General features: G+C 64.7%; 11 protein-coding genes. 4 read left to right on the top strand and 7 right to left on the bottom strand.

Going from position 1 to position 12,278, the window contains the following annotated elements; translation table 11 throughout:
* Positions 1-2: 2 nt before the first annotated feature.
* The gene (locus NRS07_RS04880) at positions 3-308 is read right to left on the bottom strand and encodes a hypothetical protein (RefSeq protein WP_259211540.1); all 306 of its coding nucleotides are present in this window, start codon (positions 306-308) and stop codon (positions 3-5) included.
* A gap of 190 nt (positions 309-498) precedes the next feature.
* Between NRS07_RS04880 and NRS07_RS04875 the strand changes: the two genes are divergently transcribed.
* A complete protein-coding gene (locus NRS07_RS04875; protein ID WP_259211539.1) occupies positions 499-2,595 on the top strand; it encodes a TonB-dependent siderophore receptor in 2,097 nt (698 codons plus the stop codon).
* Here the strand turns inward: NRS07_RS04875 and glcF are convergent.
* From glcF to NRS07_RS04860, 3 genes are read right to left on the bottom strand one after another with little or no spacing between them, the layout of a single operon-like run.
* On the bottom strand, positions 2,592-3,866 hold the full coding sequence (glcF, locus tag NRS07_RS04870; RefSeq protein WP_259211537.1) for a glycolate oxidase subunit GlcF: 1,275 nt from the start codon (positions 3,864-3,866) through the stop codon (positions 2,592-2,594). The two genes, NRS07_RS04875 and glcF, sit on opposite strands and share 4 nt — an antisense overlap.
* A complete protein-coding gene (gene glcE, locus NRS07_RS04865) occupies positions 3,866-4,912 on the bottom strand; it encodes a glycolate oxidase subunit GlcE (RefSeq protein WP_259211534.1) in 1,047 nt (348 codons plus the stop codon). Before glcE ends, glcF begins: the two co-directional genes overlap by 1 nt.
* A 4-nt stretch (positions 4,913-4,916) precedes the next feature.
* Positions 4,917-6,398 (bottom strand): FAD-linked oxidase C-terminal domain-containing protein, encoded by a 1,482-nt coding sequence (locus tag NRS07_RS04860; RefSeq protein ID WP_259211533.1) that lies wholly within the window; start codon positions 6,396-6,398, stop codon positions 4,917-4,919.
* A gap of 92 nt (positions 6,399-6,490) precedes the next feature.
* Between NRS07_RS04860 and NRS07_RS04855 the strand changes: the two genes are divergently transcribed.
* Entirely contained in the window at positions 6,491-7,045 is a 555-nt protein-coding gene (locus NRS07_RS04855; protein WP_259211531.1) for a cob(I)yrinic acid a,c-diamide adenosyltransferase, read from the top strand.
* Between the two features lie 9 nt (positions 7,046-7,054).
* On the top strand, positions 7,055-7,753 hold the full coding sequence (locus NRS07_RS04850) for a 2OG-Fe(II) oxygenase (protein ID WP_259211529.1): 699 nt from the start codon (positions 7,055-7,057) through the stop codon (positions 7,751-7,753).
* A gap of 49 nt (positions 7,754-7,802) precedes the next feature.
* Here NRS07_RS04850 and dxs read toward each other — a convergent pair whose 3' ends face one another.
* The 3 genes from dxs to NRS07_RS04835 are packed head-to-tail and all read right to left on the bottom strand — an operon-like array spanning position 7,803 to position 10,840.
* A complete protein-coding gene (gene dxs / locus NRS07_RS04845) occupies positions 7,803-9,674 on the bottom strand; it encodes a 1-deoxy-D-xylulose-5-phosphate synthase (protein WP_259211528.1) in 1,872 nt (623 codons plus the stop codon).
* Positions 9,675-10,580, bottom strand: a complete 906-nt coding sequence (locus NRS07_RS04840) for a polyprenyl synthetase family protein (RefSeq protein ID WP_259211527.1) — start codon at positions 10,578-10,580, stop codon at positions 9,675-9,677.
* Positions 10,577-10,840, bottom strand: coding sequence for an exodeoxyribonuclease VII small subunit (locus NRS07_RS04835; RefSeq protein ID WP_259211526.1), 264 nt, complete (start codon positions 10,838-10,840; stop codon positions 10,577-10,579). Before NRS07_RS04835 ends, NRS07_RS04840 begins: the two co-directional genes overlap by 4 nt.
* 335 nt (positions 10,841-11,175) lie before the next feature.
* Here NRS07_RS04835 and NRS07_RS04830 point away from each other — a divergent pair, with 335 nt between their 5' ends.
* Positions 11,176-12,276: an aromatic ring-hydroxylating dioxygenase subunit alpha gene (locus NRS07_RS04830; protein WP_259211525.1), complete on the top strand. Its 1,101-nt coding sequence runs from the start codon at positions 11,176-11,178 to the stop codon at positions 12,274-12,276.
* Positions 12,277-12,278: the final 2 nt, after the last annotated feature.

The raw sequence follows: 12,278 nt of genomic DNA, 5'->3' as shown, positions 1-12,278 counted from the left end.
GATCAGCGGGTCTGGATCCAGGCAGCGCCGTGCGTGACGCAGGCGCGGTTGACGTTTTCCAGGAAGCGCACGGCGACCGCAGCCGACAGGCCGGGTGGCATGAGCCCGGCCAGCGTGGCATCGGCCAGCAAGCGGTCAAGCCCGTGGGCAATGGCGCGCGAGACCACACGGGCGCGCTGGCCGTCGCTGTTGTAGAGCGCGTCGTAGACGCCGACCGCCTCCCACACCGGCACGAAGCCGGGCGTGGCAGAGTCTTCGAACACCACCATGGGTGGCAAGCCTTCGTCGTCACGGACGAGCTGAAACACGAAACTCACAATCAACTTTCTGAAGATGCAGACCAGCGGCCAGTATAGGCGAAGCGTGCCTATCCTGAGTACACCAACATGCTGGCCACTGCGGCTGCCAGTGCGGCTGCGACGCTCGTTTTCAACTTGCATAAAGACGCCATCTTGAAATAGAATGAGAATTGTTATCATTCTCATTCAAATAAAAACCATGCCCAAGTCGTTCACGCTTTCCCCCTCGCGCATCGCGCTTGCAGTTGCCGGTACCCTCATTTCCAGTGTCGGCTATGCCGATGATGAAAGCCGAGTCATTCCCAAAGTGCAAGTTACCGCACCGTTCGAATCGAGCTATGTCGACAACCGGCCGGTGCAGGCATTAAAGAGCGATGCGCCCCTGCTTGACGTTCCGCAGGCCGTGACCGTGATTACCCGGCAACTGATGGACGACCAAGCCATGCAAAGCATTGCCGACGCCATCCGTTACGTCCCCGGCATCGTGACCGCGCAGGGCGAAGGCAACCGCGATGCGGCGGTTTTCCGTGGCAACGCCTCGACCGGCGACTTCTATATCGATGGTATTCGGGATGATGTCCAGTATTACCGGGACTTCTACAATATCGAGCGGGTCGAGGCGGTCAAGGGCGCCAACGCCATGATCTTCGGCCGGGGCGGTTCGGGCGGCGTGATCAACCGGACCAGCAAGCAGGCTGGTGGGGAACGGATTCGCGAAGCAGTCGTGACGGTCGGCTCGCACGACCACAAACGGGTCGCCGTCGACCTGGGAGACCAGGTCAATGCCAACGTGGCACTGCGCATCAACGCCATGGCCGAGCAATCGGACAGCTACCGCAATGGGGTGGAGATCGAGCGCAAGGGCATCAATCCGGTGATGACCTGGCAGGCCGGGGCCAACACCAGCGTCAGTGTCGGCTACGAGCATTTCCGCGACGACCGCATCGCCGACCGTGGCATTCCTTCGTTTAACGGACGCCCGTTCGAGACCGACGTGTCCACCTTCTTCGGCAACGCCGAACAAAGCCCGACCGCCGTTCGCGTCGACGCCTTGACCGCCTATCTCGAGCATGGTTTCGCCAATGGCCTGGTATTGCGTAACCGCACCCGCTTCGCCGACTACGACAAGTTCTACCAGAATGTGTATGCCAACAGCTCTGTTAGCCCAACGACGGGCCGCCTGGGCATTGGTGCCTACCACGACGCTACGCAGCGCCGCAACCGGTTCAACCAGACCGACCTGAACTACACGATCTCTACCGGCAGCGTACGGCACAAGCTGGCCGCCGGCCTGGAATTGGGCCGCCAGGAAACCGACAACGTGCGGCGCGCCGGCGTCTTCCCGGCCGCCAGCCCATCGGTGGCAGCCACCGACCCACGCTATACGGCCACGGTGGCGTTCCCGGCGCCGACCACGAGCAACCATAGCGTTGCCAATATCACCTCGGTGTATTTGCAAGACCATATCGAACTGTCGCCGCAGTGGCATGTGGTGGCAGGCTTGCGCCACGACCGTTTCAGCGTCGATTTCCGCAACCGCCTGGCAGGGAGCAATGGCGCCTTCAAGGTGACCGATACGCCGTTCTCCCCCCGCGCCGGTCTGATTTATAAGCCGCTCGAGGCCATGTCCGTGTACGCGAGCGTCAGCCGGGCCTATGTTCCGCGTGCCGGCGACCAGCTGACCTCGCTGACGGCAAGTAATCGCGCGTTTGAACCGGAACAGTTCGACAACACCGAAATCGGCGTCAAGTGGGACCTCCACCAGTCGCTGTCGGCCAGTGCGGCGGTCTACAAGCTGGACCGTACCAACGTGGTCGTGCCCGGCCCCGTGACCGGCACCAGCATCCTGGTCGATGGCCAGACCACCCGTGGCCTGGAACTGGAGCTGGCCGGCCAGCTGACGCCATCGTGGAACGTGATGGGCGGCTATGCCTACCAGGACGCCGAACTGACCGCCAACCAGTCCGCGACTGTGCGTTCCGGCGCCAAGCTGGCAATGGTCCCGAAACACACGTTCTCGCTCTGGAACCGTTACAACCTCAACCAGCAGTGGGGCGTGGGACTGGGCGTGGTGTACCGCGACAGCCTGTACACGTCGACCACCAACACCACGATGCTGCCATCGTTCACCCGGGTCGACGGCGCCTTGTACTACCGCATCGACAAGCAGCTGCGCCTGCAGCTCAACGTCGAGAATCTGTTCGACAAGAAGTACTACGCGTCGGCGCACAACGACAACAACATCACGCCAGGCGCACCACGCAGCGTGAAACTGTCGCTCCACGCGGGCTTCTAAGCCCCGCTAGTGCCTCGGGCGCTGGCCTCTTGCGGGGCCAGCGCCCGGTCGATCAGCTCGATCCAGTGGGTCACCGGCGTCTGCGTCCCCGATTGCAGGTGGCTCAGGCAGCCGATGTTGGCCGAGACGATTTCGTCGGCGCCGGTCGCCGCCAGGTTGGCCAGCTTGCGCTCGCGCAGTGCGTGCGCGATCTCCGGATGCAGCACCGAATAGGTGCCGGCCGAGCCGCAGCACAGGTGGCTGTCGGCACACAGGCGCACGTCGACGCCGGCGGCGCGCAGCAGGCCCTCTACCTTGCCGCGGATTTGCTGGCCATGCTGCAGCGTGCATGGCGGATGCCAGGCTACGCGCGTGGTGATCCTGCCTTGCAGCTTCGCGGCCAATTCTTCTTCGAACTCGGGCAGGATCTCGGACAGGTCGCGCGTGAGCATGGCGATGCGCCCGGCCTTGGCGGCATAGGCCGGATCGTGCGCCAGCAGGTGGCCGTATTCTTTCACCGTGACGCCGCAGCCGGACGCGGTCATGACGATGGCCTCGACCTGTTCTTGTTCCACATAGGGCCACCAGGCATCGATGTTGCGGCGCATGTCGTCCAGGCCCGCCGCCTGGTCATTCAGGTGGTAGCGCACCGCGCCGCAGCAGCCGGCCCTGGGGGCTACCATCAGCTGGACGCCAAGCGCATCGAGCACCCGCGCCGCCGCGGCATTGATGTTCGGCGCCATCGCCGGCTGCACGCAGCCGTCGAGCACCAGCATCTTGCGCGCGTGCCCGCGATTAACGGAAAAATCCGGCCAGGCGCCGGCCTGGCGCGCCGGCTGCAGCTTGTCTTGCAGCGTAGTCGACAGTAGCGGGCGCAGCGCCTGCCCTGCCCTGAACGCGGGTGTGAACAGCGCGCTGCGCGGCAGCAGCTGCTTGAGCGTGGAGCGCTTGATGCGCTCGCCCAATGGGCGCGGCACCTGCTGGTCGACCACGCGGCGGCCGATGTCGACCAGGCGGCCATATTTCACGCCCGACGGGCAGGTGGTTTCGCAATTGCGGCAGGTGAGGCAGCGGTCCAGGTGCAGCTGGGTCTTGCGGGTAGGCTGCGCGCCTTCGAGCACTTGCTTGATCAGGTAGATGCGCCCGCGCGGGCCATCGAGTTCGTCGCCCAGCAACTGGTAGGTCGGGCAGGTGGCGGTGCAAAAACCGCAGTGCACGCAGGCGCGCAGGATCGCTTCGGCTTCAATGCCGTCGGCGGTGCCCTTGATGAAGTCGGCCAGGTTGGTTTGCATTAGTACATTCGTCCCGGGTTGAACACGTTGGCTGGATCGAAGGACGCCTTCAGGCGTTGGTGGATGCGGGCAATACCCGGCTGCAGCGGCTGGAACACGCCGCAGGCTTTGTCGCCACCGCGAAACAGCGTAGCGTGGCCGCCAATGGCTGACACGGTGCTGCGGATGGTGGCGGCATCGAGCCCGGTGCGCAGCCAGCGCTGGGCTCCGCCCCATTCGATCAATTGCTCCCCGCCCAGGACAAGCGCGCCCGTGGTCGACGGCACCGACAGCCGCCACAAGGCTTCCTCGCCGGCGAAGAACCCATGCCGCTGGTCGCGCACGCTGGCCCAGAACGCATCGCAGTCTTGCACGAAGTCGCCGCCGATGCCATGCACGGCCGCGTCCACCGCCGCCCCCGCGCCCGCCAGGCGCACCCACAGGCAATCCTGGTACCAGCAACTGCCGGAAACCGGCAGCGGCTGGCCACCCCATTGATTGAGCATGCGGATCGCGTCGACCTCGCCGATGGCGATCCGCAGCGTGGTTTGGGCAACCGGCCTGGGCAGCACTTTCACCGACACTTCCAGCAGCAGGCCGAGCGTGCCCAGCGAACCGGCCAGCAGGCGCGAGACATCGTAGCCGGCCACGTTCTTCATGACCTGGCCACCAAAATTGAGCACCTCGCCCTTGCCATCGAGGAGCTTGGCGCCCAGCACGAAATCGCGCACGCCACCGCTGCTGGCGCGGCGCGGGCCGGCCAGGCCGGCGGCGATGGCGCCGCCCAGGGTGGCGCCCGGCCCGAAATGCGGCGGCTCGAAGGCCAGCATCTGCTGGCGCTCGGCCAGCCGCGCCTCGATCTCGGCCAGCGGCGTGCCGCAGCGCGCCGTGATCACCAGTTCGGTCGGCTCGTAGTCGACAATGCCGCTGTAGCCGCGCGTGTCGAGGATCTCGCCATCAAAGCGCTGGCCGTACCAGTCCTTAGTGCCGCCGCCACGAATGCGCAGCGGCTTCTTGTCGGCGGCCGCCGCCTGTACCCGTTCCTGAAAATAGTCGATGGATGGCATGGTTCTAGAAGCGCGGAAGGTCGGGGAAAGGCATGGCGCCGCCATGCACGTGCAGCTTGCCGAATTCGGCGCAGCGCTGCAGCGTCGGGATCGCCTTGTCGGGGTTGAGCAGCATTGGCGCATCAAAAGCGCGCTTGACCGCGAAGAACGCATCGAGCTCCTGGCGCTTGAACTGCACGCACATGGAGTTGATTTTTTCCATGCCCACGCCATGTTCGCCGGTAATGGTGCCGCCCACTTCGACGCACAGCGCAAGGATCGCGGCGCCAAAGGCTTCGGCGCGGTCGAATTCTCCCGGCTGGTTGGCATCGAACAGGATCAAGGGATGCATGTTGCCGTCGCCCGCATGGAACACGTTGGCGCAGCGCAGCCCGAAGGTCGTTTCCATGGCCTCGATCGCTTTCAATACCTGGGCCAGCTTCTTGCGCGGGATGGTGCCGTCCATGCAGTAATAGTCGGGCGAAATACGCCCCGCGGCCGGGAAGGCGTTCTTGCGGCCCGACCAGAAGCGCAGACGATCGGGCTCGGATTGCGACACCGTGATGGCGGTGGCGCCGGCGCCCTCGAACACAGCCTGCATGCGCGCGATTTCCTCGGCCACCTCGAGCACCGTGCCATCGGCTTCGCACAGCAAGATGGCGGCGGCGTCGAGATCGTAGCCGGCCTGGACGAACGGCTCGACCATGCGCACCGAGGTGCGGTCCATCATTTCGAGCCCGGCCGGGATGATGCCGGCGGCAATGACATTGGCCACCGCGTTGCCGGCGGTGAGCACGTCGCCGAACGAGGCCATGATGACCTGGGCCACGGACGGCTTGGGCACCAGCTTGACGGTGACCTCGGTGACGATGCCGAGCATGCCTTCGGAACCGATGAACACCGCCAGCAGGTCCAGCCCCGGCGCGTCCAGCGCTTCGCTGCCCAGCTCGATGATCTCGCCATCGATGGTGGCCACCCGCACGCGCAGCACGTTGTGGATCGTCAGGCCATATTTAAGGCAGTGCACGCCCCCCGAGTTCTCGGCCACGTTGCCGCCGATGGTGCAGGCGATCTGCGAGGACGGGTCGGGTGCGTAATACAGGCCGAACTGCGCGGCCGCCTCGGAGATCGCCAGGTTGCGCACGCCCGGCTGCACCACGGCGGTGCGCGCGTAGGCATCTACCCGCGCGATGCGGTTCATGCGCGCGGTGGAGAGCACCACGCCGTGCGCGATTGGCAGCGCGCCGCCCGACAGGCCGGTACCGGCGCCGCGCGGCACGATCGGCACCCCGAGTTCGCGGCACACATCCAGGATCGCCAGCACCTGTTCTTCGCTGTCGGGCAGCGTCACGATCATGGGCAGCTGGCGGTAGGCGGCCAGGCCGTCGCATTCGTAGGGACGCGTGTCTTCGGGGTCGGACAGCACGCAGCGTTCGGGCAGGCGTGCGCGCAGCGCGGCGACGACCTGGCGGCGCCGCTCAGGCAGTTGGGAGGTGGGAATGGGCATGGGCGCTGACATGCTTTGATTTAAGCACACTTGCCGTGTTTTGTCGTATCCTCGCCCTATCGTTTTTCTACTATCTTGCATAAGGCACCATCATGGGCAACAGACTCTCGAAGATCTCCACCCGCACCGGCGACGACGGCAGCACTGGCCTGGGCGACGGCAGCCGCACCCAGAAGGACAGCGCGCGCATCGACTGCCTGGGCGAGGTCGACGAGCTCAACTCGTTCGTCGGCCTGCTGCTGTGCGAAGACATGCCGGGCGACCTGCGTGAAGAACTGGTCACGATCCAGCACGACCTGTTCGACCTGGGGGGCGAGCTATGCATTCCCGGCTTCGAGCTGATCAAGGACGACCACGTGGCGCGCCTGGACGGCCTGCTGGAGAAATACAACGCCGACCTGCCGGTGCTCAAGGAATTCATCCTGCCGGCCGGCTCGCGCGCGGCATCGACGGCCCACGTGTGCCGTACCGTGTGCCGCCGCGCCGAGCGCAGCATCGTGGCGCTGTCGCATGCCGAAAGCATTCGCCCGCACCCGCGCCAATACGTCAACCGCCTGTCGGACCTGATGTTCGTGCTGGCGCGCGTGCTGAACCGGCATGCGGGCGGCAGCGACGTGCTGTGGCAGCACGAACGCAAGCGCGGTTAAGGACGGCGCATGGACGACTTCATCGGCATCTACGACAACGCCCTCACTGCGCAGCAGTGCGATGCGATCCGCGCGCGGTTCGACGCTAGCAGCAAGGTGGCGCGCGGGCGCACCGGCAACGGGGTCGACGTGAGCAAGAAAGACAGCTACGACCTGACCATCAATGCGCACCCCGAATGGAACGACGTCGGCGCCATGCTCACCGGCGCCATGGCCAGGCACCTGGCCAGCTACATGGACAAGTACCGCATGCTCCTGATCGGCGCGCTGTCGCCGGCGGTGGCGCATCCGGAAACCGGCGAGGCGGTGACGCTGTCGCTGGATAATTTCGACAAATTCGGCTCGCCCAACGTGGTCGAGCTGCTGCAGTCGATCTACCGCTGCGGGCATATCAACCTGCAGAAATACATGAAGGATTCGGGCGGCTACCACCACTGGCATTCCGAGATCTACCCGCAAAACGCCAGCTGCGAGACGCTGCACCGGGTGCTGCTATGGCAGTTCTACCTGAACGATGTCGACGATGGCGGCGAGACCGAGTTCTTGTACCAGGGGCGCAAGGTCGAGGCCCGCAAGGGCCGCCTGGTCATTGCACCGGCGGGATTCACGCATACGCACAAGGGGCATGTGGCGCGTAGTGGCGACAAATACATTGCAACCTCGTGGATCTTGTACCAGCGGGCCGAGGCCTTGTTCGGTCAGCCCTAGCCTGGGCGAATTTTGTTGTCCAGGCCAGGGCTGACGATGTGCGGCCGGGTCAGGTGTTGTTGACCACCAGCCGCGGCTCGGCGGCCGCAAAGCGCTGGCGGATCGACGCCGCGATGCCCTTGGCATCCAGGCCAACAGATGCCAGCAGCGCCGCCGGGTCGCCCTGGTCGATGAACTTGTCGGGCAAGCCCAGCATCAGCATCGGCTTGTGCAAGCCCTCGGCTGCCAGCGCCTCTGCCACCGCACTGCCGGCGCCGCCCATGATGCAGCCCTCTTCGACCGTCACGAAATAGTCGTGGTCCTGCGCCAGGCGCTTGACCAGTTCGATATCCAGCGGTTTCACGAAGCGCATGTTGGCGACCGTGGCATCGAGCTCGGCACCCGCAGCCAGGCTTGGCGCCACCATCGACCCGAAGGCCAGGATCGCCACGCTTCTGCCTTGGCGCGCCACCAGGCCCTTGCCGATCTCGATCGAGGTCAGCTCTGGCGACAGCGCCGCGCCGATGCCGGCGCCGCGCGGATAGCGCACCGCGGCCGGGCCGGGGAAGTGATAGGCGGTGGTGAGCATCTGGCGGCACTCGTTCTCGTCGGATGCGGCCATGACCACCATGTTCGGAATGCAGCGCAAATAGGCCAGGTCGTAGTTGCCGGCATGGGTGGCGCCGTCGGCGCCCACCAGGCCCGCGCGGTCGAGCGCGAAGGTCACGTCCAGGTTCTGCAGCGCCACGTCGTGGATCAGCTGGTCGTAGGCGCGTTGCAGGAAGGTGGAGTAGATCGCCACCACCGGCTTCATGCCTTCGGTGGCGATACCGCCGGCAAACGTCACCGAGTGCTGCTCGGCGATGCCGACGTCGAAATAGCGTTCCGGGTACTGCTGGTGGAAGCGCACCATGCCCGAGCCTTCGCGCATCGCCGGCGTGATGCCGACCAGCCGCTTGTCCGCCGCGGCCATGTCGCACAACCAGTTGCCGAATACTTCGGTGTAGGTGATCTTGCCCGGGGCGCCGGCCGGCTTGATTCCCTCGAGCGGGTTGAACTTGCCGGTGCCGTGGTACAGGATCGGCTCGGCCTCGGCCAGCTTGTAGCCCTGGCCCTTCTTGGTCACCACATGCAGGAACTGCGGGCCCTTGAGCTTCTTGATGTTCTCCAGCGTCGGGATCAAGGACTCCAGGTCATGGCCGTCGATCGGGCCGATGTAGTTGAAGCCGAATTCTTCGAACATCGTGGCCGGTACCACCATGCCCTTGGCATGTTCCTCGATCTTGCGCGCCAGGTCGAGCATGGGGCCGGGCAGCACGCTTTTACCGACGTTCTTGGCGGCGGCATAGAACTGGCCGCTCATCAGGCGCGCCAGGTAGCGGTTGAGCGCGCCCACCGGCGGCGAGATCGACATGTCGTTGTCGTTCAGGACCACCAGCAGGTTGACGTCTTCGTCGATACCGCCATTGTTGAGCGCCTCGAAGGCCATGCCGGCGGTCATGGAGCCGTCGCCGATCACGGCGATGGCATGCCGGTCCTCGCCCTTGATCTTGGCGGCGGTAGCCATGCCCAGTGCCGCCGAGATCGAGGTCGACGAGTGCGCGGTGCCGAAGGTGTCGTAGTCGCTTTCATCGCGCTTCGGGAAGCCCGACAGTCCATTAAGCTGGCGCAAGGTCGGCATGCGCTCGCGGCGGCCGGTGAGAATCTTGTGCGAATAGGTCTGGTGGCCCACGTCCCAGACGATGCGGTCGTAGGGCGTGTTAAATACATAGTGCAGCGCGATGGTCAGTTCCACCGTGCCCAGGTTCGACGACAGGTGGCCGCCGGTCTTGGACACCGAGTCGAGCAGGAACTGGCGCAGTTCGGTCGCGAGCGGGGTCAGTTGGGTCCGGCCAAGCTGGCGCAGGTCCGCAGGGTCGTTGATGGTCTCTAACAGTGTCATTTAGGCCTTCCGCTGCACGATCAGGTCCGCGAGTTCGCGCAGCCGCAGTGCTTGTTCTCCGAATGGCGCCAGCGCTTGGTGCGCTTCACGCCGCAATTGCTCGGCCAGTTCCTTCGATGGTTCCAGCCCAAGAATCGACACATAGGTCGGTTTGTTGTCTGCCGCGTCCTTGCCCGCGGTCTTGCCCAGCGTGGCCGAATCGGCGGTGGCGTCGAGCACATCGTCTACCACCTGGAAGGCCAGGCCGATCGCCCGCGAATAGTCGCTCAGCGCGGCCATCTCGTCGGGCCGCAGGTCCTTGCCGCACAGCGCGCCCAGGATCACCGACACGCGCAGCATGGCGCCGGTCTTGAGCTGGTGCATGCGCTCGAGCTGGTCGCGTTCGAGCGCCAGCCCAACGCTGTCGAGGTCGATCGCCTGGCCGCCGCACATGCCGCTCGAGCCGGCCGCTTCGGCCAGCAGGCGCAGCATGGCCAGCTGGCGGCCGGGGGGCAGCGTATCGATCCCGGCCAGCACCTGGAAAGCCTGGGCCTGCAGCGCGTCGCCGACCAGCAGCGCGGTGGCTTCGTCGTAGGCCACATGCACCGTCGGCTTGCCGCGGCGCAGATCGTCGTCGTCCATGCAGGGCATGTCGTCGTGCACCAGCGAATAGACGTGGATCATCTCGACCGCGCTGGCCACCCGCGCCAACGCCTGCCGGTCGCCGCCGAACAGGGCGCCACTGGCATAGGCCAGCAGGGGGCGTACCCGCTTGCCACCGCCCAGCGCGGTGTAGCGCATCGCTTCGTGCAGCTTGTGCGGCACGGCGCCGGCCGCGGGCAGGCTGGCGTCGAGCGCATACTCGACCTCGCGCTGGACCTCGTGCATCCAGGCGCTGAAATCGTCAACCCGTGCCGGTGCCGTCATTGCCCGCCCTCGTCGCCACTCTCGGCCGAGAACGGCCTGAGCATGTCGCCCTCGAGCACCTTGACCTGGGATTCGACTTTTTCCAGCTGGGCGGCGCAGTACTTGACCAGTTCGGAACCGCGCGCATAGGCGGCGACCGAGGCTTCCAGCGGCAGCTGGCCCGATTCCATCTGCGTCACGAGCTGGGCCAGCTCGGCCATCGCGCCTTCGAACGAGTCCGGCGCATTCGCAGGGAGCGCCGCATTAGTATTATTTGACATGGTAGCTAGCGTGAAGGCGACGCAAAAGTGCGCCGCAAGTCAATCCAATCGCGTATTTTAGATCAATCCTTCTCGACGAGGGGGCGCGCATTGCACCAACCGCAACTTGCCTGCACGACCACATTCCGGCTCACTGCCCTCCCCCTCCATGAAAACATTGTCGACAGTACATTTTCTTGGCGCACAGACGCCACAAGTGCGCGACGGTCCAGGACTGTAGAGCTTGTTCCACGGTATAATCGACGGTTCCGTCCGAAATACCGTATTCCTTCACATCGATACTGGTCTTTGGATTCTTTCTCTTCTTTGGCGGTTTTGATTACAAGGGGGTGGGGATGTCCGATCTGGCTACCCAGGCCAAGCTGGCTGCTTCGTGCGCTCAGCTTCCGGTAAATGTCTACTTCGACAACGCGCTGATGCAGCGCGAGCTGCAGCAGTTGTTTCACAACGGCCCGCGTTATGTCGGGCACGAGTTGATGGTGCCGGAGACGGGCGATTTTGCGACCCTCCCCGCCGAAAACGAAGGCCGCATGCTGGTACGCAACGCGGGCGGCATCGAAGTGCTCTCCAATGTCTGCCGTCACCGCCAGGCGCTGATGTTCAATGGGCGCGGCAACGCCAATACCATTGTATGTCCGCTGCATCGCTGGACCTATGACCTGAAGGGCCAGCTGATCGGCGCGCCGCATTTCGCCGAAACGCCCTGCCTGAACCTGTCGAAGACGCCGCTGCAGAACTGGAACGGCCTGCTGTTCGAACAGAACGGTTACGACGTGATGGACAAGCTCAAGCACATGGAGGCCACCCGCGACCTCGATTTCACGGGCTATATGTTCGACCACGTCGAGATCCACGAGTGCGACTACAACTGGAAGACCTTCATCGAGGTCTACCTGGAGGATTACCACGTCGAGCCCTTCCATCCGGGCCTGGGCAATTTCGTCTCGTGCGACGACCTGACCTGGGAATTCGGCCGCGACTACAGCGTGCAGACCGTGGGCGTGAACCGGGCGCTGCAAAAGGCCGGTTCGCCGGCCTACAAGAAGTGGCAGGAACAGATCCTGAAGTTCAGCAACGGCCAGCCGCCGAAGTTCGGCGCCATCTGGCTCACGCTCTACCCGAACATCATGGTCGAGTGGTACCCGAACGTGCTGGTGGTGTCGACCCTGTGGCCGATCGGGCCGCAAAAGACCCGCAACGTGGTCGAGTTCTACTATCCAGAAGAGATCGTGCTGTTCGAGCGCGAGTTCGTCGAAGCCGAGCGCGCCGCCTATATGGAAACCGCGGTCGAAGACGATGAGATCGCGCTGCGCATGGATGCCGGCCGCAAGATCCTGGTCGAGCGCGGCGTCAACGAGGTCGGCCCCTATCAGTCGCCGATGGAAGACGGGATGCAGCATTTCCACGAGTGGTACCGCAGCAAGCTGGCACTGTAGGC

Origin of the sequence: Massilia sp. H6, assembly GCF_024802625.1 — a bacterium.
Lineage (GTDB): Bacteria > Pseudomonadota > Gammaproteobacteria > Burkholderiales > Burkholderiaceae_D > Telluria.
The sequence above is the reverse complement of the archived record's forward strand: the minus strand, read 5'-3'. Positions and strand labels throughout refer to the sequence as shown.